General features: G+C 62.2%; 27 protein-coding genes. 17 read left to right on the plus strand and 10 right to left on the minus strand.

Translation table 11 applies throughout. The features are described 5' to 3' along the window. The first annotated feature begins 35 nt into the window (after positions 1-35). The gene (locus KBZ13_RS02285) at positions 36-254 is read left to right on the plus strand and encodes a hypothetical protein (protein WP_255005579.1); all 219 of its coding nucleotides are present in this window, start codon (positions 36-38) and stop codon (positions 252-254) included. A gap of 53 nt (positions 255-307) precedes the next feature. Here the strand turns inward: KBZ13_RS02285 and cadR are convergent, their stop codons facing one another. Further along, entirely contained in the window at positions 308-724 is a 417-nt protein-coding gene (gene cadR, locus KBZ13_RS02290) for a Cd(II)/Pb(II)-responsive transcriptional regulator (RefSeq protein WP_255005589.1), read from the minus strand. 110 nt (positions 725-834) lie between these two features. Between cadR and KBZ13_RS02295 the strand changes: the two genes are divergently transcribed. The 3 genes from KBZ13_RS02295 to KBZ13_RS02305 all read left to right on the plus strand — a co-directional run bounded on the left by KBZ13_RS02295 (position 835) and on the right by KBZ13_RS02305 (position 3,817). Continuing rightward, positions 835-1,755 carry a vitamin K epoxide reductase family protein gene (locus KBZ13_RS02295; protein ID WP_255005592.1) on the plus strand — a complete coding sequence of 307 codons (921 nt, stop codon included), beginning with the start codon at positions 835-837 and terminating at the stop codon, positions 1,753-1,755. 101 nt (positions 1,756-1,856) lie between these two features. After that, positions 1,857-3,167: an Nramp family divalent metal transporter gene (locus tag KBZ13_RS02300; RefSeq protein ID WP_255005597.1), complete on the plus strand. Its 1,311-nt coding sequence runs from the start codon at positions 1,857-1,859 to the stop codon at positions 3,165-3,167. Positions 3,168-3,196: 29 nt separating this feature from the next. Further along, positions 3,197-3,817: a class I SAM-dependent methyltransferase gene (locus tag KBZ13_RS02305; RefSeq protein ID WP_255005598.1), complete on the plus strand. Its 621-nt coding sequence runs from the start codon at positions 3,197-3,199 to the stop codon at positions 3,815-3,817. A gap of 439 nt (positions 3,818-4,256) precedes the next feature. On the opposite strand, the gene KBZ13_RS02310 is transcribed toward KBZ13_RS02305, so the two are convergent. From KBZ13_RS02310 to KBZ13_RS02320, 3 genes are read right to left on the minus strand one after another with little or no spacing between them, the layout of a single operon-like run. Further along, positions 4,257-4,502 carry a hypothetical protein gene (locus KBZ13_RS02310; protein WP_255005599.1) on the minus strand — a complete coding sequence of 82 codons (246 nt, stop codon included), beginning with the start codon at positions 4,500-4,502 and terminating at the stop codon, positions 4,257-4,259. 53 nt (positions 4,503-4,555) lie between these two features. Continuing rightward, complete coding sequence (locus KBZ13_RS02315; protein WP_255005601.1) at positions 4,556-4,663, minus strand: DUF1651 domain-containing protein; 108 nt, start codon at positions 4,661-4,663, stop codon at positions 4,556-4,558. Then, a complete protein-coding gene (locus KBZ13_RS02320) occupies positions 4,660-5,457 on the minus strand; it encodes a M20/M25/M40 family metallo-hydrolase (RefSeq protein WP_255005603.1) in 798 nt (265 codons plus the stop codon). Before KBZ13_RS02320 ends, KBZ13_RS02315 begins: the two co-directional genes overlap by 4 nt. 124 nt (positions 5,458-5,581) lie before the next feature. On the opposite strand from KBZ13_RS02320, the gene KBZ13_RS02325 reads away from it, so the two are divergent. The 7 genes from KBZ13_RS02325 to KBZ13_RS02355 all read left to right on the plus strand — a co-directional run bounded on the left by KBZ13_RS02325 (position 5,582) and on the right by KBZ13_RS02355 (position 13,768). Beyond that, on the plus strand, positions 5,582-6,271 hold the full coding sequence (locus KBZ13_RS02325) for a MerR family transcriptional regulator (RefSeq protein ID WP_255005604.1): 690 nt from the start codon (positions 5,582-5,584) through the stop codon (positions 6,269-6,271). Between the two features lie 36 nt (positions 6,272-6,307). Next, positions 6,308-7,564 carry a vWA domain-containing protein gene (locus KBZ13_RS02330; RefSeq protein WP_255005605.1) on the plus strand — a complete coding sequence of 419 codons (1,257 nt, stop codon included), beginning with the start codon at positions 6,308-6,310 and terminating at the stop codon, positions 7,562-7,564. Then, positions 7,551-8,204, plus strand: coding sequence for a metallophosphoesterase family protein (locus tag KBZ13_RS02335; protein WP_255005607.1), 654 nt, complete (start codon positions 7,551-7,553; stop codon positions 8,202-8,204). Before KBZ13_RS02330 ends, KBZ13_RS02335 begins: the two co-directional genes overlap by 14 nt. Next, on the plus strand, positions 8,201-8,563 hold the full coding sequence (locus KBZ13_RS02340) for a hypothetical protein (protein WP_255005608.1): 363 nt from the start codon (positions 8,201-8,203) through the stop codon (positions 8,561-8,563). Before KBZ13_RS02335 ends, KBZ13_RS02340 begins: the two co-directional genes overlap by 4 nt. A gap of 171 nt (positions 8,564-8,734) precedes the next feature. After that, positions 8,735-9,757 carry a restriction endonuclease gene (locus KBZ13_RS02345; RefSeq protein ID WP_255005610.1) on the plus strand — a complete coding sequence of 341 codons (1,023 nt, stop codon included), beginning with the start codon at positions 8,735-8,737 and terminating at the stop codon, positions 9,755-9,757. Between the two features lie 31 nt (positions 9,758-9,788). Next, on the plus strand, positions 9,789-13,334 hold the full coding sequence (locus tag KBZ13_RS02350; protein WP_255005611.1) for a TM0106 family RecB-like putative nuclease: 3,546 nt from the start codon (positions 9,789-9,791) through the stop codon (positions 13,332-13,334). A 17-nt stretch (positions 13,335-13,351) separates the two neighbouring features. After that, positions 13,352-13,768: a hypothetical protein gene (locus tag KBZ13_RS02355; RefSeq protein WP_255005612.1), complete on the plus strand. Its 417-nt coding sequence runs from the start codon at positions 13,352-13,354 to the stop codon at positions 13,766-13,768. A gap of 318 nt (positions 13,769-14,086) precedes the next feature. On the opposite strand, the gene KBZ13_RS02360 is transcribed toward KBZ13_RS02355, so the two are convergent. The 3 genes from KBZ13_RS02360 to KBZ13_RS02370 all read right to left on the minus strand — a co-directional run bounded on the left by KBZ13_RS02360 (position 14,087) and on the right by KBZ13_RS02370 (position 15,307). Then, a complete protein-coding gene (locus tag KBZ13_RS02360) occupies positions 14,087-14,770 on the minus strand; it encodes a hypothetical protein (protein WP_255005613.1) in 684 nt (227 codons plus the stop codon). 135 nt (positions 14,771-14,905) lie between these two features. Continuing rightward, complete coding sequence (locus KBZ13_RS02365) at positions 14,906-15,064, minus strand: hypothetical protein (protein WP_255005615.1); 159 nt, start codon at positions 15,062-15,064, stop codon at positions 14,906-14,908. A 6-nt stretch (positions 15,065-15,070) separates the two neighbouring features. Beyond that, on the minus strand, positions 15,071-15,307 hold the full coding sequence (locus KBZ13_RS02370) for a galactose oxidase (RefSeq protein ID WP_255005616.1): 237 nt from the start codon (positions 15,305-15,307) through the stop codon (positions 15,071-15,073). 224 nt (positions 15,308-15,531) lie between these two features. Here KBZ13_RS02370 and KBZ13_RS02375 point away from each other — a divergent pair, with 224 nt between their 5' ends. From KBZ13_RS02375 to KBZ13_RS02400, 6 genes are all read left to right on the plus strand, one after another. Beyond that, entirely contained in the window at positions 15,532-15,729 is a 198-nt protein-coding gene (locus KBZ13_RS02375) for a hypothetical protein (RefSeq protein ID WP_255005618.1), read from the plus strand. A 259-nt stretch (positions 15,730-15,988) separates the two neighbouring features. After that, complete coding sequence (locus KBZ13_RS02380; RefSeq protein ID WP_255005620.1) at positions 15,989-16,204, plus strand: hypothetical protein; 216 nt, start codon at positions 15,989-15,991, stop codon at positions 16,202-16,204. Positions 16,205-16,661: 457 nt separating this feature from the next. Further along, the gene (locus KBZ13_RS02385) at positions 16,662-17,360 is read left to right on the plus strand and encodes a hypothetical protein (RefSeq protein WP_255005621.1); all 699 of its coding nucleotides are present in this window, start codon (positions 16,662-16,664) and stop codon (positions 17,358-17,360) included. A gap of 445 nt (positions 17,361-17,805) precedes the next feature. Continuing rightward, positions 17,806-18,627: a hypothetical protein gene (locus KBZ13_RS02390; RefSeq protein ID WP_255005623.1), complete on the plus strand. Its 822-nt coding sequence runs from the start codon at positions 17,806-17,808 to the stop codon at positions 18,625-18,627. Between the two features lie 165 nt (positions 18,628-18,792). Continuing rightward, positions 18,793-19,185 (plus strand): hypothetical protein, encoded by a 393-nt coding sequence (locus KBZ13_RS02395; RefSeq protein ID WP_255005624.1) that lies wholly within the window; start codon positions 18,793-18,795, stop codon positions 19,183-19,185. Positions 19,186-19,527: 342 nt separating this feature from the next. Continuing rightward, positions 19,528-19,833: a hypothetical protein gene (locus KBZ13_RS02400; RefSeq protein WP_255005625.1), complete on the plus strand. Its 306-nt coding sequence runs from the start codon at positions 19,528-19,530 to the stop codon at positions 19,831-19,833. A 422-nt stretch (positions 19,834-20,255) separates the two neighbouring features. Here the strand turns inward: KBZ13_RS02400 and KBZ13_RS02405 are convergent, their stop codons facing one another. From KBZ13_RS02405 to KBZ13_RS02415, 3 genes are all read right to left on the minus strand, one after another. Next, positions 20,256-20,531 carry a hypothetical protein gene (locus tag KBZ13_RS02405; RefSeq protein WP_255005626.1) on the minus strand — a complete coding sequence of 92 codons (276 nt, stop codon included), beginning with the start codon at positions 20,529-20,531 and terminating at the stop codon, positions 20,256-20,258. 19 nt (positions 20,532-20,550) lie between these two features. Continuing rightward, positions 20,551-21,420: a hypothetical protein gene (locus KBZ13_RS02410; RefSeq protein ID WP_255005627.1), complete on the minus strand. Its 870-nt coding sequence runs from the start codon at positions 21,418-21,420 to the stop codon at positions 20,551-20,553. Between the two features lie 75 nt (positions 21,421-21,495). After that, entirely contained in the window at positions 21,496-22,602 is a 1,107-nt protein-coding gene (locus KBZ13_RS02415; protein ID WP_255005628.1) for a LysM peptidoglycan-binding domain-containing protein, read from the minus strand.

Genomic DNA, 22,602 nt, shown 5'->3' on the forward strand with positions numbered 1-22,602 from the left:
GGCTATATGGTGAGTTGCCTTTTAATGACTGTGTGATGAAAATCACCCCGCTGGCTACTTTGCTGTTTGCAGGCCTTGCCATTGGCTTCATGGCTGCGCCAGCTCAGGCAAGCACTCAACCCAAACCAACTGGTAATGAGCAGATTCGGGTATCCAGCGCTGATCTGGCGGCAATCCCACAACAACCGGCTGACAGCACACCTTCTCAAGGTGGATGTTGCTGCTGCAAGCAACCTATGAAGAATATGAACTGACATCGCCAGGCTTGTAAGTTCTGCCAGTCTTCTGATCATCCACTGCGAGTTTTTCAGATGACTGGCTTTTTGTTTTCAGTGCAACGATTCAGCTCGGCGAGAATACCGCAGGTCTCCCCCTGATCCGGCTGCCGGCAGAACCCTCTGAGCTGCCGCAGCTGATCCTGGAGTTGATGCAATTCATCCACGCGGGCATCGACCTCGGCGATCTTCTCGTCCAGCAGGACATTCACCGTCAGACAGCTTCCGGTCGGTGTGTCGAGCGCCCCGATGAGGACGCGGACCTCCTCCAGGCTCATGTCAAGGCCGCGGCAGTAGCGGATGAAACGCAGCTGCTCCACATGCCGCGGCGAATAGAGGCGGTAGTTGCTATCCGTGCGCTGTGGCACCGGCAGCAAGTGCTCCCGTTCGTAATAGCGGATGGTTTCGATCTTCACCCCGGTGGACCGTGCCAACTCGCCGATCTGCATCGATCCTCCCTCCCCGGTAGGTGGCAACCCCTTCTCGAGCACATTAGGTCCTTGACCCTGGAGCCACTTCAGGCTTTTCAATGGCGGCATCTCCAACCTTCTCTCAGCCTGTGAGCAGTGCTACGCGAACCAAACCTCTCTCCCGCCGGGCCGGCCAGGAGCAAGGCCGGCCCTGGGTGCGGCTCACCATGGCCGTGCTCGCCACGATCGGCATGATCGACACTGGCTCGATCACCGCCAAGCGCTGGGGTTGGATCGGCAGCCTGTCCTGTCCGGGCGGCAGCGATGGCTGCGACAAGGTGCTCGGCAGCGCCTGGGGCACGCTGCTGGGCCAGCCGCTTTCTCTCTTTGGATTTTTTGCCTACGCCACGGTGCTCCTGCTGGCCCTGATGCCGTTGCTGCGAGGAGGTCTGCGGTCCCCTGGATCGGAGGGCAATCGGTGGGCTCTGTTCCTCACCTGCAGCGGCATGGCCGTCTTCAGCTTGGTGCTGATGGGGCTCCTGGTGTTCGAGATCAAGGCCTTCTGCACCTTCTGTGTGGTGTCAGCCGCCCTTAGCCTCGCGCTGTTCCTGTTGAGCCTTGTTGGAGGTCTCTGGATCGACCGCAGCCAAGTGATCTTTCGCGGAATGATGACGGCCTTTCTTGTCGCTCTGCTGGGGCTGGGCTGGGCGGCCTCGGCGGACCAGTCTGTCGCTCAAAGCGGGCGGGTGGCTCCAGCTGTCATCAGCGCCAGCTCGCAAGCCAAGATTGCGCTGGCGGAGCATCTGAGCAGCAGTGGTGCCCGGGTGTTCACGGCGTACTGGTGCCCCCACTGCCATGACCAGAAGGAGGCCTTCGGCAAGGAAGCCGCCGCCAAGCTCCAGGTGATCGAATGTGCCGAAGACGGCGTCAACAGCCAGGCCGCGCTCTGCAAGCAGCAGGGGGTTCAGGGCTATCCCAGCTGGCAGATCAAGGGCGTTGTGGATTCAGGCGTCAAGCCGCTGAATACTCTCGCTGATCTCAGTGGCTACACCGGTTCCCGCGACTTCTGAACTGGCGGTGATCCCTTCATCAGGGCGGGGTCAGGCCAGCTGTGCCCCGGCAGGATCGCAGCCTCCCTCGCCTTACCCTCCAGCTCCGCTGGCATCACTTCATGCCTGATGCACCGCTCGGCACCGCCGCCCGCATCGACGCGCAGACCGTGGAGGTGCCCGCCGGCCTGGGCACCCTGCGCACCTTCCTGCGGGTGCTCGGCCCCGGGTACCTGGTGGCCGTGGGCTACATGGATCCAGGCAACTGGGCCACGGATCTGGCGGCCGGTTCACAGTTCGGCTACCGCCTGCTGTGGGTGATCGGGCTCTCCAGCCTGATGGCGATGGTGCTCCAGTCGCTCTGCTGCCGGCTGGGCATCGCCACGCGGCTGGATCTGGCCCAGGCCTGCAGCCAGCTGCTGCCGCGGTTCTGGCGGATTCCCCTGTGGCTACTGGCCGAGGTGGGCATCATTGCCTGCGACCTGGCCGAGCTGGTGGGCAGCGCCATTGCCCTGCAGCTGCTCTTCGGTCTCCCCTTGCTCTGGGGGGTGGGGCTCACGGCCGCCGACACCCTGTTGCTGCTGGCCTTGCAGCGCTTCGGGATCCGCCGATTGGAGGCCCTGGTGATCGCCCTGGTGGCTCTGGTGGGCGGTTGTTTCGCCGTCGAGATGCTGCTGCTCCAACCCGATTGGAGCCAGGTGGGCCTGGGCTTTCTTCCCCAGGCCGCCAGCCTCAGGGACGGCCAGCAGCTGTTCCTGGCCGCCGGCATTCTCGGGGCCACGGTGATGCCCCACAACCTCTATCTGCATTCCTCGCTGGTGCAATCCCGCCTTTGGGTCGGCGGCCAGGGAACGCAGCGCAGGGCCCTGGCTTTCAGCACCTGGGACACCCTGATCGCCCTCAGCCTGGCTTTTCTGATCAATGTCTCGATCCTGGTGCTGGCCGCAGGCAGCTTCTACGGACGGCTGCCGCTGCCGGTCACGGACCTGAGCGAGGCCTACCGGCTGCTGACGCCGATGCTGGGCACCTCGCTGGCCAGCGTGCTCTTCGGGGTGGCCCTGCTGGCGGCGGGCCAGAGCTCAACGCTCACCGCCACCATGGCTGGCCAGATCGTGATGGAGGGGTTCCTGCAGATCCGTCTTCCCGACTGGAAGCGGCGGCTGCTCACCCGCGGCCTGGCCCTGATTCCGGCGATGGCCACCGTGATCCTGTTCGGGGAACGGGCCACCACCAACCTGCTGGTGCTGAGCCAGGTAGTGCTGTCGCTGCAGTTGCCGTTCGCGGTGATCCCGCTCGTGTGGTTCTGCGGGCGGCGCGCTCTGATGGGCGAGCTCAGAGCGCCGCTCGCTCTGCAGGCCGCGGGCTGGCTGTGCGCCGGTGTGATTGTGATGATCAACCTCTCCTTGCTCAGCGCGGTGCTGCGGGGCGGCTGAACTGTTGACAGCAGCCTCTGCATGGGCCCATGACGAGCAAAAAGCACTGGGAGACGATCTACGCAACCAAGGCCCCTGAGTCATTGAGTTGGTATCAAGCCCATGCCGATGACTCACTCCAGCTGCTTCAGGCTGCCGGCCTACCACTGGATGCGGCAATCATTGATGTGGGCGGCGGTGCCTCCACGCTTGTGGATGACCTCCTGAACCTTGGCTATCAACGGATCACGGTTCTGGACCTTTCCGGCACGGCACTGGCCGTGACCAAAGAGCGGCTTGGCGCTCGCGCGGCTGCGGTGCAGTGGCTGGAGGCCGACATCCTCACGGCCACCCTGCCCGATGCTGCCTATGACGTCTGGCATGACCGGGCGGTGTTTCATTTCCTCACCAGCCCCGCCGATCAGCAGGCCTATGTCCAGGCCGTGCTGCAGGCGCTCAAGCCTGGTGGCACTCTTCTCCTGGCCACCTTTGCAGAAGATGGCCCCACCACTTGCAGTGGCTTGCCAGTGGTGCGGTACAGCCCTGAGAGGCTCCTGGAAACCCTGGGGACTGCATTTTCGCTGCTCAGCCATGAGCGGTTCCGCCATCGCACACCAGGCGGCGCGGAGCAACACTTTCTCTCCTGTCGGTTCCAACTGACTTCCCCATAGTTTTGCAATGGAGCCCGTCCGGTTGCTGTGGTGATCCTGATGACCTCCCAGACGCGAGAACAGCGCCGTGGCTGGCTGTCGGGCCTGCTCGCCGCCGCGCTGTTCGGCTCCAGCGCTCCGCTGCTCGGCAGCTTCAGCCACGGGCCTTCTCCTGTGCTCGTGGCGGGTCTGCTGTACGCCGGTGCGGCGTTGGTGTTGCTGCCCCTGGCCGTGGCCGAGGCCCCGACGATCTCGGCGGCATGGCCCACCACCGTCACCAGGTCGCGGTGGCCACGGGCCTTGATCCTCAACACGCAGAAACCGTTCTCAGCGTTGTGGAAGGTGACACGCTCGATCGATCCCGACAGCACATCACTGGTTTGCGGGCTGGCCTGGGCAGGTTCGGTGGGAGACGGGCGTGCCAGGGCGGAGGTGGCTTGTGGCCTCACCTTTGCAGGGTTCAGCCTTGCGGGTGGCGAAGGGTGCGCCAGCTGCCGCTCTCGGTGCTCACCTCCAGGCCAAGGCCAACCTGCGTCGCCGTTACGCCAGCGGGTTGCTGCTGCTGCCACCAGTGGGTAGCGAAGCCCCAGGCCTCGTCGATCGAATCGAAGTGCTCATCAAGCTCAAGGTGGGGTAACCCGTGATGATCCACCAAGCGATAACGCCGTGGCTGGTTGCTGCTGCTCATCGGCAAGGAGGTGGCCATTGGTTCTGAGCTCAGCTTGGTGGAGTTGCGATCGGTTTGGGTGGTGATGGTGATCACCACTGGGGCTCGCAGGGGCTCCAGCCCTCCTGGCGCTTGCTGGCCCACAGCTTGAGGGCGTCTTCTCGGCTGATCTCCCGGCGTAATTGGAACCCCTTGCTCACAGCGCCCCCAGCCCAGCCTTCAACCCCTCGGTGACAGCGGCGAGAAAGGGCAGATCGAGGGTGTCGATCGTGTCGCTCATCTGGTGGTAGTGCGGGTTGCGCAGGAAGGAGGTGTCGGTGACCATCACGGCGTCGTAACCCGCATCCCAGAAGGGGCTGTGGTCGCTCAGGCGCACATCAGGCATCGAGCGGCCCCCATCGGGCACCGGCAGCACCTTGGTGACCACGTGCTTCCCCATGTGGCTCGCCAGGCCAGGCAACATCGTTGCGGCACCGAGGTTGCCCACCACGGCGATGAAGTCGCCCCGATCGCCGTAGAGCGCCCGCATCGCCGGATGGGGATAGCTCTGGGTGGCGGCGGTGTAGGCGAGCATCTCCAGACTCACCATCAACTTCAACTTCTGGCCGCTGGCCTGGAGTTCGCGGGCCAGGGCGCTGCTGCCGACCATGCCCCATTCCTCCTGATCGAAGGCCACGATCCACACCGGCCGCCGGGGCGCCTGGCGGGCCCAGTGCCGGGCCAGTTCGATCAGGGCCGCCAGACCGGAGGCATTGTCGTCGGCGCCGATCGAGTGCAAGGGGCCGTCGTAGTGGGCCGCCACCAGCAGGGGATCGAGCTCCGGGTGCTGGCCGGGGAGCTTGAGGATCAGGTTGGTGCCCGCATCGATTCCCTCACGGAAGTGGTGCTCTTCCACCGGCCCCAGGGCGCCCAGCTGTTCGCCCAGGTAGGCGCGCACCGCCATCAGGCCCAGGGGATCCCAGCGGGCATGGCGGGGCCGGGCCAGGTGCTGCAAGTGCTCCAGCAAGCGGGTGTGGCCTTGTACGTGGTCGGGGGCGGGGTGGTTGATGGCGAGTTGGTCACTGGGGGATCAAGCTTAATCGCTTGACACCTGCAATGCAAGTGTGCATAATGAAGCGATGGTGAAGGTCTCCACTCCAGCTGACGCCCTCTACGGCCTCGAGGAACTCCTCCTCGTTGCCGGCAAGCTGCTGGGAGAGGTGATCTCATCTCGCACCGTGCGTCTGTACGCCACCCAGGGGTTGATCGATCGCCCCGGCAAGGAGGGCCGCAGTGCGGTCTATTCCCACCGCCACCTCCTGCAATTGGTGCTGGTGCGTGCCCTGGCCCGGCGCGGTCTCAGTCTTTCGGCCATTGCTCCCCTCTGCGTTCTGGCCGACGCCGATCTGGAGCAACAGCTGGAGCTGCTCGATGGGGTGGGGGCGGCGGCCACCGTTCCTTCCCCGCCTGCTTCCCGTGCCGCCCTCGACTACCTCCAGGATCTGCAGTCCTCAAAGGAATCCACCCCAACCACCGACGACTTCCCTGCCCACCTGTTGAGCAAAACCCATTCGCTCAGTCCCGTTCTCGGGATGCTCAGCGAACCCCTCTCCACCCAGGCCCGTTCGGAACGTTCTCCATCTGGCTCCCGATTTGGGGGCAGCACTCGGGAGGCCTCCAGCCGCTGGCTGCGCTTCACCCTCGCCCCCGGGATCGAAGTTCACGTCCGCGAATCCGTTTCCCTTCCTCCTGCTGGTTCCCGCCGTCAGCAGTGGCTCAAGCGGCTACTGGATCGGCTCAACGAACTGATCGACGACCCCTTCAGCTGAATCCCTTTTTTTCCAAGCACCACCGCCTAACCAGCCATGACCCAACCCACCCTGCGCTTCCGGCCCCTGCGGCCGGCGGTGGCTTCTGATCGCCCGTCACGCCTTGATCTGCTGCTCACGATCACACCACCAGCCTTGAAGGCTGAGCCCCAACGTCAGCAGCGACCGCCGCTGAACCTGGCTCTGGTGATCGACCGCTCCGGCTCGATGAGCGGCACCAAGCTCAGCTATGCGCGCAAGGCGGCACGCTTCCTGGCCGGGGAACTCACCAACCGTGATCGCCTCGCCATCGTCAGCTTCGACGACGAGGTGAAGGTGGTCGTGCCCTCCACTCCCGTTATCGATCCCCAGCCCTTCATCGACGCGATCAACACGATCCACAGCGGCGGCTGCACGGACCTCTTTGATGGCTGGCTGGCTGGAGCCACCCAGGTGGCTGAACACCTCGATCCCACCCAGATGAACCGGGTGCTGCTGCTCTCCGATGGCCAGGCCAATGAGGGCCTCACCGACCACGAACAGATCGCCACCAAGGTGGCAGGCCTCACCCAGCGGGGCATCAGCACCAGTGCCTTTGGCCTGGGCGCGGACTTCGATGAAGACCTGATGGGGGCCATGGCCGCTGCAGGCGATGGCACCTTGGCCCACATCGAAAGCCCCAGCCAGCTGGCGGATCTCTACGCCTCCGAGCTTCAGGGCCTGGCCACCACCTTCGGGCGTCGGGTGAGCCTCGGCCTACGGGGCAAGCATGGCGCCGAGGTGGTCGATCTGCTCAACGACCTCAAGCCCACCGGTGCAGGCAACCACCAGCTCCCCAACCTGCGCGCCGGCCAGGAGCTCAATGTGGGTGTGCAGCTCCAACTGCCCGCCTGGATCCCCAATCAGGAGATCCTCAGCGTGCGGCTGGCCTGGGATGCCCCCGGTGGCAGCGAACGCCAGACCCTGATCGAGCATCTGACGTTGCCGGTGATGGAAAGCGAGGAGATCAAGCAGCTTGACCCCGATGAGGCGGTGGCTGAACAACTGGCGCTGCTGCGGGCCAACCGGGAGCGCAGACATGTCATCGCCGAACTTGATCGGGGGGATATCAGCAGCGCCAGCCTCAACCTGAGCCAGCTGTATGAGGAGCTGTCGGCCATGCCCGCCAGCCCAAAGCTCTCGCGGGAACTCGACCTGCTGAACGAAAAGCTGGCCATGCTCAAGAGCGACCCGAACCGCAGCCGCAAGAACTTGAAGCGGGAGTCGCAGCGCTCCAGCCTGAACGTCTGGGATAGCGCCGATGACCAGAACTGATGTGGTGGCCATCGGGGATGTGCACGGCTGCGCCTCCCTGCTGGAGCAGGAACTATGGCCGCACCTAGATACGGGGGCGGAGCTGATCTTCCTGGGGGACCTGATCGATCGCTCCCCTGAACCGGAGGGCGACCGGAAGGTGCTGGAGCAGGTGTGGCTGCTGCAGGAGAACCCCGCCGCCTTCGGCCTGGCGGCGGTGACGGTGCTGCGGGGCAACCACGAGCAGATGCTGCTGAAGGCGCTGGCGCCAAGAGCGCAGGACCAGGACGTGGATCTGTGGCTGTGCAACGGCGGCAACCCCGACCTCCTGCCCCTGGCCCGCGAGCGCCGGGACTGGTTCGAGCAGCTGCCGTTCACGGCCATCCGCGGCGACCATTTGTTCGTCCATGCCGGCGTGCGCCCCGGAATCCGCCTAGAGCACCAGGCCACAGACGATCTGATCTGGATCCGGAGGCCGTTTCTAACCAAGCCCCACGGGTTGGCCTACACCGTGGTGCATGGACACACGTTTCGGCATGACTACAAGGTGACGCGGCTGCCGCATCGGATTGGGATCGACACCGGGGCGTATCTGAGTGGAACGCTGACGATCATGCGGTTTGAACTTCAATCCGAGCCAACTGGGGAGGCGGACGCATGAGGCAACAGGAGATCTGCTGTGAGGCACGGCTGGCCTATCTGGACTATTTCTCCAGGACTGTGGCTGCCTCGATCTGCAGCCCACATCACTACCTGATTTTCGACGAGGCGCTCTCGCCTCTTGTGCAGGCGCTGACCTTAAAGGAGATTCTGACCCTGCATCCAACCGATGCCTGCTGTCGGATTAAGGTGTGGTGTTGCGAGGATGTGGCTGATTTCACGGCTATGAAACAACGCGCCTGGAGCGAGGACGGCCGGAGGATCAAGCCCATGACCGCCATGCTTTACGTACCACAGTTAGATGTGACAGGGTCAAGGCCTGCTGGGATGATCGATGAGATTTTCGGTCTTACTAATTAGCAAGACCGATTGAGATGGCCTATAGTATTTTTGCATAACAGGTGAATGTGCGCCATGAGCTCATTGTTGGAAGCGATGCTTTAGTAAGCAGCCTGTAGCCACTAGGCCCACTTCACGACTGCCCAGCCTTCAAGTCAAGAACACTTCCAATTTCAGCATTCACACTCCCCAATGCCAGTTCTTCAACAATCTCAATCAGTTCCAGATCTACAAGCAGTCAACGAGATTCGCTACATCAAGCTAGGAGACAAAGGCAGGCAAGAGATAGCATGTATCCAAAATGACTTTTGTTACATTGGATTTTGCTCATCAGATCCAGATTGTTTTCAGCTCATGATGGAGGCAAAGAGCGCTGGCGCCTCCAATAAGGATAAGGCCTGGAAACTCGTATGGGACTTCCATTTCTCAGAAGCGAAGGGTACAGACAATAAACGTAAACAGAATGCAACATCAGCGACAAACCAGTTGCGTTACTTCTTTGAATCAGGAGAGGAAACGCTCTGGATAACCTTCCATGCGCGAAAGCTCTACTTTGCAATTCTAGACCCCTCTATTCCGCCAAGACGCGCAGAGGATGGTAGCCATCGCTCAGTTCTCGGCCAATGGCGCTGCACAGATATCGAAGGAAATGAATTCCTGGAAGAGAAGCTTTCGGGTCGAATAACCCAAACAAAGTCCTATAGAGGAACCTCATGTAAAATTGCAAATGATGCGAAAGAATATCTTCTTCGGAGAATTCTCTGCCAACTGCACCCTTATCAAAAAACGGTTGTTTTGGCAATGGGGCAATTAAGCCGCGGCATCACAGCAGCAATACGCTCACTCACGCCTGGGGACTTTGAGCTTCTTGTGGAGCTTATTTTCTCGCAAACCCTCCGAAGAATAAGCACAACTGGCAAAGTGCAGGACTTTGTAGATCTTGTGTTCGAGAATCCACTAGACGAAAGCAAGGTGAGTGTTCAGGTAAAATCAAGAACAACTCCCGCTGAATTCCATGAATACGCAACGTCTCCCGGCCTAGAAACTTATCAGTTCTTCTACTTCGTATATCATTCATCAGAATGTCTTCTGGAAGACTTCACCATCCCTTCTGGTGTTGACGGCACTAAAATCAAGATTCTCGATATCTCTAAAATTGCCTCCATGGCCATTGACGTGGGTCTCATCTCATGGGTAATGGATAAAGCAGGCTGAGCGAGCCACGTCTCACATTTATGACCTCTCGATGACCTCTCGCCCCACCACCCCTAGCCAGCTCGCCCTCTTCAGCCGTAGCCCACGGATCGGTGCCTGGTGGGAGGAGCTCAAATCCAGGGGTCTTTTCACGGGCAAGCAACCACCTCCCTCCTCCCTTGATGAGCAACTGTTCGCCGATGGTCTGCGCCTTGAGCAGGTGTTGCTCAACCGGTTGGAAGCCGAGGGCTATCGCATCGCCCGCCTGGCCGGCAAGCAGAGCGAGGCTGATTACGTCGCCACCCGCGAGGCGATGGCAGCAGGGTTCGACTTCATCCATCAGGCCTCACTGAACAACGGAGAGATCCGCGGCTCGGCCGATGTGCTGCGCAGGATTCCCCAGCCCTCGGCCCTGGGTGACTGGAGCTACATCCCGATCGAATGCAAGCTGGCCAGTAAGCCACGCACCACCTTTCTGGTCCAGGCTTGTGCCTATTGCGAACTGCTCACCCCATTGCTGGGGCACCGGCCCGATCGCTTCGAGTTGTTTCTCGGCGGTGGCCGCTTCCAGACCTATGACACTGACCGCTTCTGGGCCTGGTACCAACAGCTCCGCAACCGCTACCGCGATTTCTGTGCTTCCTTCGATTCCGCCTCGCCGCCGGAGGATGAACCCGGTGATCACGGCAGCTGGAGCGCCTTCATCGAGGAGCGGCTGATCGCCGAGCGGGATCTTGTGTTGGTGGCGAACATGCGCCAGAACCAGCGCCTCAAGCTCAAGGCCGCCGGCATCCACACAATCGAGCAGCTGGCCGAACTGCCTCCCGCCGCCAGCATCGCTGGCCTGGCGGCCGAGGTCCTGTTCGAGTTACGTCAGCAGGCCCAGCTGCAACTCACACCCCATGGGGCCGATGGCAAGCCCGCGTTCCTGGTGCGCCCCCTGCAGCAGGGCAAGGGCTTAGCCGCCCTCCCCGCCGCCGATGCCGGCGACATCTGGTTCGACATGGAGGGACTCCAGGATGCCGTTGCCGCCAAGAAGCTCGAATACCTTTTTGGGGCCTGCTACCGGGAGGCCCCGGCTGAGCCGGCAGCCTTCATCGCCTGGTGGGGCCATCGCCCCCTGGAAGAGAAGCGGGCCTTCGAGGGGTTTGTGGATTGGGTGGAGGAACGAAGACGCCGTCATCCAGGCCTGCACGTCTACCACTACGCCAGCTATGAAAAAGCGGCGATGCGACGCCTCTCCCAGCAACACTCCACCCGAGAAGCGGTGATCGATGACTGGTTGCGCAGTGATCTGCTCTGTGACCTGCTGCCGGTCGTCACCCGCTCAATCGTGCTCGGTGAAGGCAGCTACTCGATCAAGAAAGTGGAGGGGCTCTACATGGGCCCCCGTGGCGCCGATGTCACCAATGCCGGTGATTCCGTCGTCGCGTACCTGCACTGGCAATCCTCCGGTGAGCCTCCCCTGCCGGGCGCAGCTCCCGAAGGCAGCCCCAGGCTTCAGGCCATCGAGGACTACAACCGCGACGACTGCGTCTCCACGGTGCTGCTGCATGACTGGCTGCTGGTTCTGCGCCGCGCCCAGGGCCTGCCCGATCAACCGCTTGAACAGGCTGAGGAGGAACGCCCTGATGCGGAACCCTGGCCCCTGGAAGCCCTCAGCGCCCGGTTGATCGCCGAGTTGCCTGAGCAGCTCCAGAGCGATCCCGCCGCCAATGCTCCAGAAGCCGACCTGCTCGACCAGGAACGACTGGGTCCCCGGGGCCTGAGCTGGCGGGTGCAACGGCTACTGGCCCAGCTGCTGCCGTTCCATCACCGCGAGGCCAAGGTGGCCTGGTGGGCCTACTTCGATCGCAGGGGTAAGGCCCTGCAGAGCCCGGAGGAACTCGACGCCGATGGCGAGGCGATCAACGGAGTCGTATGGCAAGGCTCCGAGAGTGTGCCGAGTGCGCGCACCGGCGCCGATCTGCACACCTTCGCCTTCGATCCGAGTCAGACCCTCAAACTCCATGTCGCCCATGGAGATGGGTCCATCAAGCTGGAGATCCCCGAGACCGGCCAGAAGCTCCAGGCCGTGGTGATCGACGGCGAACAGGGCACCCTCACCCTCAAGTACCCCTGGAGCACGAGAGACAAGCGGCAGGCCGCCGGCCAGGCGGTGGAACTTCCCAAGGGTCCCATCCCTCTGATCAAGGTGCCCGAGGACATCAGCGAGCTTCTACGCGACAGCCTGCTGGCCCAGGCCGAGAGCTGGGTGGATGGTGGCAAGCCCATCCCTGCCGCCATCGTTCACCTGCTGGAGCGCCGTGCCATTGAGCCACTGATCTCGCTCAATCATGCCCTCGCAGCCGATCCGAGCGCCTTGCCGGCCCATCTGGCGGCGTTTCTTGCCTCCCACAGCAATCTGACCCTGGCGCTCCAGGGCCCCCCCGGCACGGGCAAAACCACCGTCACCGCTGAGGTCATTGCCGAGTTGGTGGAGCGCGGTCTGCGGGTGGCGATCAGCTCGAACAGCCACGCCGCGATCAACAACCTGCTGCTCAAGGCCCACAGCACCTGCGCAGGCCGTGGCCTCAGCCAGCAGGTGGTGAAATGCAGCACCGCTAAAGACGACAAAGGTCTGGTCGGCCAGCCCGTGGCGCTCTGCAAACCCGATGCCCTCGCCGGATCGATGGCCGTGGTGGGCGGCACGGCCTGGATGTTCGCTCGCCCCGTGATGGAGGAGGCCTTCGACTGGCTGGTGGTGGATGAGGCGGGGCAGATGTCCCTGGCCAATCTGCTGGTGATGGCTCGCTGCGCCCGAGGAATCCTGCTGGTGGGCGACCAGCAGCAACTGGCCCAGCCCAGCCAGGCCGATCACCCGGGAGAAAGCGGCCGCTCCTGCCTGGAGTATCTGATGCAGGACAAAGCGGTGGTGCCGGCAGATCGGGGCGTGTTCCTGGCCACCAGCTGGCGGATGGAACCCTCGCTCACCTCGATGGTTTCGGCGCTCTTCTACAACGGCCGGCTCAAGGCCAGCCCCGCCAATGCGATCAACCGGATCGAGTGGCGGGAGCCCTTCACCGGCAGCGATGGTGGAGTCGTCCCCAGCCAAGGGTTGGTGTTTGAGGCGGTTGAGCACACCGGCTGCAGCGTCAGCTCAGAAGAAGAAATCGAGCGCATCGCTCGGCTGGTGGAATCCCTGCTGGGCTCCAGCTACCGCCATGCCAGCAGCGGCGCTGAACGCAGTGGGGTTCTAACCCCGATCGACATCCTGGTGACAGCTCCCTACAACGTTCAGGTGAACCGGCTGCAGCAAAGGCTGGGCAACCGTGCCCGGGTGGGAACGGTGGACCGATTCCAGGGCCAGGAAGCCCCCGTGGCCATCCACTCCCTCACCGCCAGTGACGGAGATGCCGCCCCCCGAGGCCTGGGTTTCCTGTTGCAGCCCAACCGGCTCAACGTGGCCATCAGCCGTGCCCGTTGCCTCTCGATCGTTGTCGGCTCACCCGGCCTCGTAACGGGTATCGCCAACACGGTGGAGGAGGCGGAGCAGATCAATCGGTTGTGCCGCTTGGTCCAAGCTTCCATGGAAGATGATCGCCGAGATATCAGCTGAACTGAATTGGATACCCTATGTCGTTCAACGTCAAGTCTTGGTTGGTAGATGCGGTAGTCGATTCTGTACTCGCCAAGCCATCTGGCTCATGCCACGGAATTACTGGTTTCTGGCTTGCATCGCTGAACCGCGTACGCAATGAGCGCATCCTGAGAATTGGCACGCTCAATGGGCATCACTTCTTGCTTGCTGCTGAGATTGACACGGATGCGACGCACGTCATGGACCCGAAGCGTCTTGATGAGTACGTCGAGCACGAGATGCTCAAGCACTCGAAAGACAAGGACTCCTTTTCCATACAAGCTGCTAGCGCCCACGTACAAGAATGCGTCGATAAAGGGCGTATCGTCGTCGCCTTCCGGAATGCTCGTGCATTTACCGGAGAGTTCAAGAGCAATGGGCGAAACTCCGTTTGGTATGAGGAAGATCAGTGACATTGAAACCCACCCCAATACTGTAAGCCTTGAGTTCACAGTGACCAAACTGGAGTTGTGTTCTAAGCCAGCCACAATGTCACACTGGAACTCAACGAACTAGGAATTGGCATGCCAACTGGGAACGGTGCAGTGGAAGCATGTGCGCTTAACTTAAGAGCAATGGGTACAATATTGTCTCATTTAGGCTAAATAGCTAATCGGGTAACGATATTGAGACGACCAAGGACGGTAAAACCTTATATGTAGAATGCAAAGGTGGGTCGTCAAGAAGGACGGGCGATACTTTTAGCGGGAGGGATGGCATCGTCCCTCCGCTCACGCTTGTGAGGAGGTGGCGTGAGCCGGTTCAGCGGCGACTCCGTCCTCCCGGTGGGCAAACGCGGGATGGATCACCCCGGTCGAGCTGTAGCGCAGGCGCTGGTTGATCCCATCCATCGTGAAGTCGTAAAGCTCTCCATCATTGAGGTCGATGAACTGCCCCGTCAGCACGATGACGTCGTGCTCGTCCACCGCGGCCATGAAGACTCCATAGTCCAGGCGATGGAGATGAGCGTGGTTGCCGTAAGCCTGCTTGAGATCCTGAAAAATCTCGGCCAGCACCTCCAGCACCTCCTCGCTGAGAACCTCCTCCGAACTGCTGCCCTCCGGCAGGTTGTAGGCCGTGGGCATCAGCGCGACCAGGGAACCGGGAACGATGGGCTCTTCTTCCGGCGCATAGACCTTCGGACAGAAACCCCGGCTCTCCAGCATCCACTCGAGCAGCTCGTCCAGACCCGTCACATCGGCGGTCATCAGGGCGACCTCTCCCTCTCCATCCGGCTTGGTCTTGACCCAGGTGATCCGGCTGATGGCCTCAAACGAGCGGGCCTCAGCCAACCAGGGGAGCAGATCCTGCTCGGAGCAGCCCATGAAGCCCTCCTCCACAAGGTTGTCGATGCTGCGTGCGGTCACGGTCAGCTGATCAAGCCAGTTCTGGGCCAAAGGAGGAAGTTGATCCATGGGGGCTTCAGGACGTCATTGAGGATCTCACTATTTTAGCACTTGCACTGCCACTGTTGTCTTGCGTGTCGATTGGGACGATGCCGGCCATTCACCCATCCGATCGGAGCAGCCCCTGAAACAGCGCCAGGGCAATCACGTAGCCCAGTTGTTTGAGGCGAAAGGCCCGGGCAGGACGCCAACGATGCGGAAGCGGTTGCGCTCCCAGCGCGTGGGGCGGAAACGCAGCACCTGGCGGCCGTCGCTGAGCCACCCTTCTTTGGGCGACAGGGGTGGTCCCTTGCTGATGGCCATGCCTGCTCATGCCACCTCCGGACACCAGCCCCGCTGGCGCGTCATGTCATCGGTCCAGCCCTTGCAGCGGTGCGTGAGGTGCTCGCCCTGGGCCAGCAGTCCCTGGTGCAGCTGACAGGTGAGCAGGGGAATGCAGTTCACCCCGGCGTGGTGGCGAAAGAAGTGGCAGGTCATGCAGACCTTGCGGCTGCGGCTGGGGCGCAGCACGGCCTGATCCAGATAGGGCCAGTCCTCGACGGTCACTTCCTCCGCGCTGGGGTTCGTGTCCCGATGGGAACCGCGAGAGCGAGCAGGGGGAGCAGACACCAGAGCGCCAAGCGAGAGGTACACCTGTACTAGCAGGAGTTCGCTTGGGTTGGCCAGCGCCGACCGGGCGTCGTGCACCAGTGGCGGCTGGATGGCGGCTCGGCACCACGGCCAGGATGCCCCTGGCGGGGCGCGGCGCGGGTGTCCGTCGCTCGCCATCCATGTCCGCCATTGCCTGCATCGGCGTCGAGTTCCTCGAGCCGGCCGATAACCCCGGCGCCCAAGCCCGCATCTGGTTCCTCGATGCCACCGGCCAGGTGGTGCGGCCCTGCCGCCTGGTGCCCGCTCCGATCGCCAAGCTGCGCGGCCAGCAGCTGCAGCGCTTCTTTGGCGGCGAGTGCTCGCTCTGGTTTCGCTGAGCACCCGATCCAGAGGCTCTTGGAGTGGGCCAGACGCTTGGCGTCCCCCATCGCGCTCACAGCTCGTGGCGGGAGCACGGCCGAACGGCGTCAACTGGGGCTGCTGCAGAACCTCAGGGCATGGCGATGGGTCCCCCACGGTGGCCTCCTGCTCGGCTCGGCAAGGGCTACGCAAGCGGCCTGCCGCGCTGCGGCGAAGCCGCCCCTGCCTTCTCCTGTGCGGGAGGCCAGCACCGAGGGGTCCCTCGCCACACGCACCATGAAAGTTCCATCCGGCCCGAGCAGCCCAATCCGCTGCGTCGTCGTTCACTTCTATCCCGGTGGCCTCAAGGGCAGCGCCCACCCGTGTGAGCTGCAGTTCTTCGGGAAGCGCGGCAAGCCCGTCAAGAAGATGCGCTTCATTCCCGCCGAAAAGGCGCACGCGATCGCCCGCAAGTTGCAGGGCACCAAGGGCTGCACCGTTTCGGTCATCTGAGGCCCAAGGGCCGCTGCGGCGGCCCTTTTTTTCAACTCGCCAACAGCACTGGTCTCGCATTGGGAGAAATGACGTTCAAGGGCTGCCTGCGGCAACCATGAATCCCACGCAGTTCCTCAATCAATGGCCTGCGGGGGTGTAGAGATTGGCAAAACTTCCCAGAGTGAGAGGTTGGATAGGCTGACAGTGTTAAACAGGTATCGTGAGCTACACCCATTGAGGCAAGGAGTTGCAGTTGGAGGATTCTGGGGGCAATGTGGTTGTTGAGCGAGGAATGATGGGCTGAATGGGATAGGAAGATCGGCAGGATGGACGTTCTGCCGAAGTAGAGTTAGCCTGCTGACCTGTATCTTTTGTGCTGGGTCAGCGATTGCTGCTCAACCCACTCTAAGTTGTTCCTCATCCTTACTCGAACCTCAGAATGGAAGATCCACGTAAGGTTCTACAGCAAGCACGATTGATCGCCGCATTCATTCGTCATGCCGATACAGAGGGGCACATCGACTCGAAAAACGAGGATTTCTGGCGTGATCTCGACACAATCATACCTAAGCCATACCAACTTGATACCGCCCTCTACGACCTAAACGGCAACGGAACTCTCACATACGAAGAGATCGGAGAGGATGGCTTTGCCCCTATCGTGATTGCAGGCATCACAGAACACAGCGCACAAAGGCTAACTGAGCTCTTGACGGTAATTGATACGGAGCTCACATCGCTACGCGGAGATCTCAAGGATATCTTGACATTTGACCCTCACCAACTCTCCGAAGAGTTGATGGGCGCTCAACTCCAAATTAAGAATGTCAAGAAAGAGGCCTTGAAAAGCGATCTTCTTAAACCGCTACTGCGCCCGCTTGAACAGATTGAGGGACAACTGGGGAGCGTTAACACGGTTGCGTCTAATTATATTGATGTATACAAGAACATAATCCGCCCGGTTCAAAAAGAGGGTGAATCAGGAATTAAGGCTACGGTACGATGGGCCGTCTTTAGTATCTTGGCTTCAACGTTCTTATCCTGGCTTGTCAGTAACTGGTCCGCCTTGAAGAGCGCACCAGCGCCATCAGATTCTACTTCTCAATCGCAAACAGTCAGGCACCAGAGGTCGAACCTTATCGGAACAACCGCAGGCATTAAGGAAGACTCCTAATCCCTAGGCCAACAAAGTCTGCGATATTCACTGCTATATCTTGTGCGAAGCAGTGTTGCGGCGGTAGGGAGCGGTTGATTGCTGTTAACAAGTAGTTCTCAATGGCACGCTGGCTAACATGGCCATGCACCTGGCCCGCATCCGCAGATTCATTGCGCTCTCTTGGATATTCTTCCTTCAGCTCTTTGTGGGCAGGTGATGGCCAGCGTCTCTCTGTCTTGTGGATCAACCCCAAGTCCATAAGTTGTAGCTGTCCTGGGATCTCGCAAGGGAGATCTCCACATGGCATTACGACGTTACAGTTCTGATCAATCTCATTGATAAGTTGCAGGTCTTCCCCAAATCTGCTCCATCCCGGCTAGGACCAGGGCCGTTCAAGAGCGACGGGATGAGAGCCAAGTCAGGGTCGACCTACACAGCCAGCGGAAACTTCAGTGACTGGTGGATGGCCCTTCCCATGATCCCTCCCGAGCCCGACGGGCTGCAGCACCGAAGGCTTGGCCGCCTCTGGCGTGACACCACGCGATTCAGCGGAACGCCTCCAAAGGATGGGGAAACCAGGGAATACCTCAACAAGCGTTCCCATGAGTTCGTCAACCCAAGGCACGAGACCTACCTCACTGTGGGGGCCTGGGAGAACTTCACGTTGTTTGAGCCCGATCAATGGATCCCAGCGATTGTTGAACTCGCAGGCCTGGAGCCGCCATCAGAAGTTGTGGACTGCCGCTGGAGCTACGAGTGGGAACAGGGGGAGAACGGTCGGCCGATGGCCGATGTCGTGATCCACTACCGCGATGGTCGTGGGGTTCTTGGACTCCTTGTGATTGAAGCGAAGAATCTTGGCAAAACGCTTACCGGCGATAAGAACCAGAATCCTGGCTACTACCTTGATCAGGATGAATTCGAGGAGGCCGCAGAGAGCCGTCGGCTCATCTACTGCATTGATGAAGCCTTCATTCCTGATGACGCAGCCCACTTCATTGGTCCACAACATCGTTCTGGGATCATCACTTGGCAGCAGCTGGCGGGCCTGCAGATCAAGCTCGCCGGCCAGCTTCCGGTGCCACCGCTGATCCGGGCTTTCATCGCAGGCTCCATACAGCACCAAGCTGCCTTGCGTGGCATCAAGCCCACAGCTCTGGCATTTGAGTACTTAGAGACCGAACGGAGCATGATCGAGGTGGATCAGGCTCTGAAAGAAGATCGACAGAAGCAACCCGAGCGCAGCGAGCAGTTATGGAAGCTGCCTGAGCTCGACGTCAGCTGAGCCTGGGCTTTGGTGAGCGACAAGGGCGGCGGCGGCCTGCTTCAGCGTGCGCGGCGGCGCAAGGGCCAGGCGAGTTCGCTTCGCTCACCCTTGCCCTCGCCGCGCCAACGCTTTGCGTCCTTCGCCTGGTTCACAACCATGGCACACACACTTCACGATTCCACGATGAGCGGAATCACCTGGAAAGCAGCCGTCAGCGAGCAGATCAGCGAGCACCTGGTCATGGTCCTGTTCACCAAGGCCGGCAAAAACGGCCTGCTGCTGAAAGAATCCAGGCCCTGGGATGCCACCTGCAAAGCCTGGCGAGGCACAAGGCCCAGCAAGATCCCCAAATACCTCTGGGCGCTGGTTGAAAGCCGGCTGCAGGAGTTCGAGCCCAGGGAGAAACTGCCAGCCACCAAGCCACCCAGCCGCCCGCTGGCGTTGAGGCGGTCCTTCCCAGGCGCAAGCGAATCGATCGGCAACGGCCGCATCAGCTTTCCCTCGTTCCTCGCCATGGAGCTGATCGAGGGCTACTGCGCGGATCCGTTCCGGAACCACACGGCCCAGGCCCACTGAGCGCTCCACTGCAGGGGCGGTCAGCGCAAGCTGGCTGCCCTTTTTCTTCTCGCGGCAAGCGGCAACCCGGCCAGGTGGACAACAACCGCAGCCTTCTCAGACACAGCAAGTCAGCACTGAGGCGGCCGGGACTCAGAGGGGATCCACGGGGGTCAGCAAAACGCGCCCGAGTTTGCACCAGAGCGCCAGCAACCGATCGCTGCACTCCCGGGCTGGCAGCGCGGAGGCGTCAAGGGCTGCGCAAGCGGCTCGTTCCTCGCCGCCCTTGTCTCCTCCTCGTTCCGGTGCGTGACGGCGGCGTTCTTCGCTTCGCCTCTCGTGGATTTCACCAGCCTGCGCCCCTTGCTCCGCTCCGCTCTCGCGCATTCGATCGCGGTGATCTGGTTCGCCTGTCTCCTCACCTATGAGGCCGGGTTCACCGCCGGCTACGCCGCCCGGCGCATCAAACCGCCAGCAAAAGCAGCCGCTGATCGTCCTGATCCGCAGCAGGAAGCCGCCTTCAGCGGCTGGGAAGCCGAGGTGGCCGCCGGCCGGTGGGTCGAACCCAAGCCGGTCGAGCCCATCTGCCCCGGCTCCTGGTGGGATCTGATCGATCCCAGTGAGCTCGATGAGGCCGATCTGGAGCTCCCGCTGCGCTGGGCCGTGTGAGCACGCCTCCAGCTCCGCTCAAAGGCCCTGCGGGGCCCTTTCACCCGACACGTGGGCAACGCAGGGACCAACAGCCGGGGCGGCTGCGGCAACGCTCCACCCACTCGCTCCCGCTCGGGATTGCGCTTTCTGCCGCTCGTGCCGCCCCTCAATCCAGCAGCCGGGACTCCTGCCGCTGCGCTCCGCCTCTCGCGCCTGCTCGGGCTTCACTCCGCTGGCTCGTGGAGGCCCCGACACTTGCGCGATGCGCTGCAGAAGTAAATTTCCAGATTTTGCGACATTTGAGAAGCGCTGTCCGCGCGATTCTCGTTTTCGGGGGTATTACCCCCCTTTTGTGGATGTGGTTGTTCGATTGATTGATCGAATGTCTGGATTGGTTGGTTGGTTGACAATCTCCCTCGCTCCGCTCGCGGCAGCCACTGCTACAGCCAGGAGCGGTAGCGGCTGCGCTGGCGCCGTGCCGCTGCCTTCTGCGCTCGGCTGCCGAATTGGGGGCTGCTGCCATCACGGCGGCGACGCACCCAGGTTCCCTTCTCGATCAGCCGGCTGTCCTGAGCATTCGCTCGCCTCAGACTCACCAGGGTTCCGTAACCGGCCCGGTGCCTGGCAGTTGCACGCGAGCGCGCCGATGAGCGCGTTGCCGCACTGACCACCGTGGCGGTTGTGCGGCGACTCCAGAAGGCGAGGTACGGCGGCATCGCGGCAGCTCAGCTCAGCTCAGCTCCGTGCGCCGGTTGGCTTGCGGGCGTAGCTGGCCAGATAGAGCTCACTGGCGCTCATGCTCTGCAGGTTGGTGGCCTGTCCGTTGCCATCGAATTCGGCGATCACCGTGGTGGGGCCGATGCCGCCGCGCTGCTGGAACAGAAAGCCCAGCACCGGATGGGTGCGCAGGCTCTCGACATGCTCAGCGGCTTGGAGGTTGCCGTTGTCGCTGAGCAGGGCATTGCCCTTGGAATCGATCGGCTCCAGCACGTCACGGCTATTGCCGTCCTTGGTCAGGCGGAACTCGCCGCCCACCTGCTGCTTGAAGATCTCAAAGAAGGAGCCGCGGTTGTCACCACCGGGACGCCCCTCGGCGTCGACGAACAGGCGCTCCAGCAGCCGGTCCTTGCGCAGTTGCTGCACTTCGGCCAGGGCGTCGTCGCGCTCCTTGGCGACAGCCTTCACCTTGCGGGCCGCAGCGGCCTCCAGTTGGCGTTCGCGGGTCGCGATCTCGCGCTCCAGCTGCACCTTCTGGCGTTCGGCCTCCTGGAGACGCTCGTACTCGTCGGGGTTGATCTTGGAGAACTGGGAGAGCTGACGCTTGAGGGTGCGCAGATCCCGCTCCAGCTGGTTGGTCTTGCGGCGCTCGGCCTTGAGGGCATCGGGTTCTGCTGCCGGTTCATCGCCCGTGGTGGCAGGCTCCTCGATTGGATCGAGGGGCTCGTCATCGAGTGGATCGAGCTCAGAGTCATCAACGGCATCGAGCTCCTCGCCCTCAGAAAGCGACGAGTCCTGATTGGGCCACTGCTGCTGCTGCGCGTAGGTGACGTAGGACTGCGATGCGGCCTCGGGCTGGGGCTGGAGCTCTCTAGTTCGCTTGGTCATGGGTCCACCCATCACGGCTGTGGTTGACGCGAGCACCCCATCCGGGCTGCGCTCACGCTTCCTATTGCCAGCAGCTCAGAGGCTCAGCGGCGCCGAGCTGCGCAGCATGGCCACCGGCGGTGGCGGCGCGGCGTCCAGGTCGATCTCGTCAGGGAAGGAGACCGCCCGCTGCTGCGGCAGGTAGATCCAACCGCCAGCCGGCAGCACGGTTGATGGCGTGACGCTGGGCACCAGCAGCTCCTGGCCGGGGTCCAGCGGTGACGACGGCCGGATCGCTGGCACGTTCACCACCATGGCCAACGGAAGCTGATCACCGCTCGGGTACTCCGCCAGGGGCGGGTTGTACTTGCGGATCGTGCGGTTGGTGGTGTCGTACAGCTCAGCAATCGTGGCGATCGTGTCGCCCTCCACCACCGTGTGGCCATCGGCCCGGAGCAGCTCCGGGTTGTGCTTGCGCAGGGTCTCGACGGTGGTGCCGTAGGTGCCGGCCAACAGGGTGAGCGTGTCCCCCGGGGCTGTCTCGATCGTCTGCAGCTCCTGCAGGTCCTGGTTGACGCGCCGCAGTGTCGGCACCGTCGTACCGAAGCGATAGGCGATCGAATTCAGCGTGTCGCCCGCCTCCAACACGTAGACGCGGTGAGGCTTGATCGCAAAGGTCAGCTTCTCGCCCAGCTCCGGCTGCACCAGGGCGCCGATCCCACCGGGTCCGTAGGCGGCGCCGATCATCAGCAGGCTGGCAGCAGCAAAGAGCGCCCGGGGCGCATGGGGCAGCACGCCAGGCGTCTGGAGCAGTGAGAGATCACCCAGCCAGCAGGCGCCATCGGCAGGAGCCTGGACGGTGGAGCTGGGCGGCAGCACGCCACCGGTGGCCGGCGGCTGGTACTCACCTCGCACGGCGGCGCCCTGCCAGTCGAGATCAGCATCGAGCCAGTCCCAGGCGTCCACGGCCGGATGGGGCAGCACCGCGGCACGACACAGGTAGCCCTCGCAGAGGATGTCGCCGGTGTCGACGCCGGGGCCGTTGTCGCGGCTGGAAATCAGCTTGGTCTGCTGGATGAAGCACTCAAAGACGTGGCGAGCCAGCGTCAGCGGCTCCCTGGCGCCGGTGTGATCCACCTGGCGCAGCAGCAGCCGCACGTTGGCGACGAACTGCAGCGGGGAGCTGGTGGGAGTCGGTGCCAT

It is taken from the genome of Cyanobium sp. ATX 6F1, assembly GCF_024346315.1.
In the GTDB taxonomy this organism is placed as follows: domain Bacteria; phylum Cyanobacteriota; class Cyanobacteriia; order PCC-6307; family Cyanobiaceae; genus ATX-6F1.

What these genes read in the sequence shown, in the direction of transcription:
- KBZ13_RS02415 (WP_255005628.1), bottom strand. Translation starts at nt 22,602, where the DNA reads ATGGCACCGACTCCCACCAGCTCCCCGCTGCAGTTCGTCGCCAACGTG.
- KBZ13_RS02305 (WP_255005598.1), top strand. Translation starts at nt 3,197, where the DNA reads ATGACGAGCAAAAAGCACTGGGAGACGATCTACGCAACCAAGGCCCCT.
- KBZ13_RS02330 (WP_255005605.1), top strand. Translation starts at nt 6,308, where the DNA reads ATGACCCAACCCACCCTGCGCTTCCGGCCCCTGCGGCCGGCGGTGGCT.
- KBZ13_RS02345 (WP_255005610.1), top strand. Translation starts at nt 8,735, where the DNA reads ATGCCAGTTCTTCAACAATCTCAATCAGTTCCAGATCTACAAGCAGTC.
- KBZ13_RS02300 (WP_255005597.1), top strand. Translation starts at nt 1,857, where the DNA reads ATGCCTGATGCACCGCTCGGCACCGCCGCCCGCATCGACGCGCAGACC.
- KBZ13_RS02405 (WP_255005626.1), bottom strand. Translation starts at nt 20,531, where the DNA reads ATGCCGCCGTACCTCGCCTTCTGGAGTCGCCGCACAACCGCCACGGTG.
- cadR (WP_255005589.1), bottom strand. Translation starts at nt 724, where the DNA reads ATGCAGATCGGCGAGTTGGCACGGTCCACCGGGGTGAAGATCGAAACC.
- KBZ13_RS02335 (WP_255005607.1), top strand. Translation starts at nt 7,551, where the DNA reads ATGACCAGAACTGATGTGGTGGCCATCGGGGATGTGCACGGCTGCGCC.
- KBZ13_RS02355 (WP_255005612.1), top strand. Translation starts at nt 13,352, where the DNA reads ATGTCGTTCAACGTCAAGTCTTGGTTGGTAGATGCGGTAGTCGATTCT.
- KBZ13_RS02375 (WP_255005618.1), top strand. Translation starts at nt 15,532, where the DNA reads ATGTCCGCCATTGCCTGCATCGGCGTCGAGTTCCTCGAGCCGGCCGAT.
- KBZ13_RS02380 (WP_255005620.1), top strand. Translation starts at nt 15,989, where the DNA reads ATGAAAGTTCCATCCGGCCCGAGCAGCCCAATCCGCTGCGTCGTCGTT.
- KBZ13_RS02365 (WP_255005615.1), bottom strand. Translation starts at nt 15,064, where the DNA reads ATGGCCATCAGCAAGGGACCACCCCTGTCGCCCAAAGAAGGGTGGCTC.
- KBZ13_RS02310 (WP_255005599.1), bottom strand. Translation starts at nt 4,502, where the DNA reads ATGGCCACCTCCTTGCCGATGAGCAGCAGCAACCAGCCACGGCGTTAT.
- KBZ13_RS02285 (WP_255005579.1), top strand. Translation starts at nt 36, where the DNA reads ATGAAAATCACCCCGCTGGCTACTTTGCTGTTTGCAGGCCTTGCCATT.
- KBZ13_RS02390 (WP_255005623.1), top strand. Translation starts at nt 17,806, where the DNA reads ATGGCCCTTCCCATGATCCCTCCCGAGCCCGACGGGCTGCAGCACCGA.
- KBZ13_RS02395 (WP_255005624.1), top strand. Translation starts at nt 18,793, where the DNA reads ATGAGCGGAATCACCTGGAAAGCAGCCGTCAGCGAGCAGATCAGCGAG.
- KBZ13_RS02360 (WP_255005613.1), bottom strand. Translation starts at nt 14,770, where the DNA reads ATGGATCAACTTCCTCCTTTGGCCCAGAACTGGCTTGATCAGCTGACC.
- KBZ13_RS02325 (WP_255005604.1), top strand. Translation starts at nt 5,582, where the DNA reads ATGGTGAAGGTCTCCACTCCAGCTGACGCCCTCTACGGCCTCGAGGAA.
- KBZ13_RS02410 (WP_255005627.1), bottom strand. Translation starts at nt 21,420, where the DNA reads ATGACCAAGCGAACTAGAGAGCTCCAGCCCCAGCCCGAGGCCGCATCG.
- KBZ13_RS02350 (WP_255005611.1), top strand. Translation starts at nt 9,789, where the DNA reads ATGACCTCTCGCCCCACCACCCCTAGCCAGCTCGCCCTCTTCAGCCGT.
- KBZ13_RS02340 (WP_255005608.1), top strand. Translation starts at nt 8,201, where the DNA reads ATGAGGCAACAGGAGATCTGCTGTGAGGCACGGCTGGCCTATCTGGAC.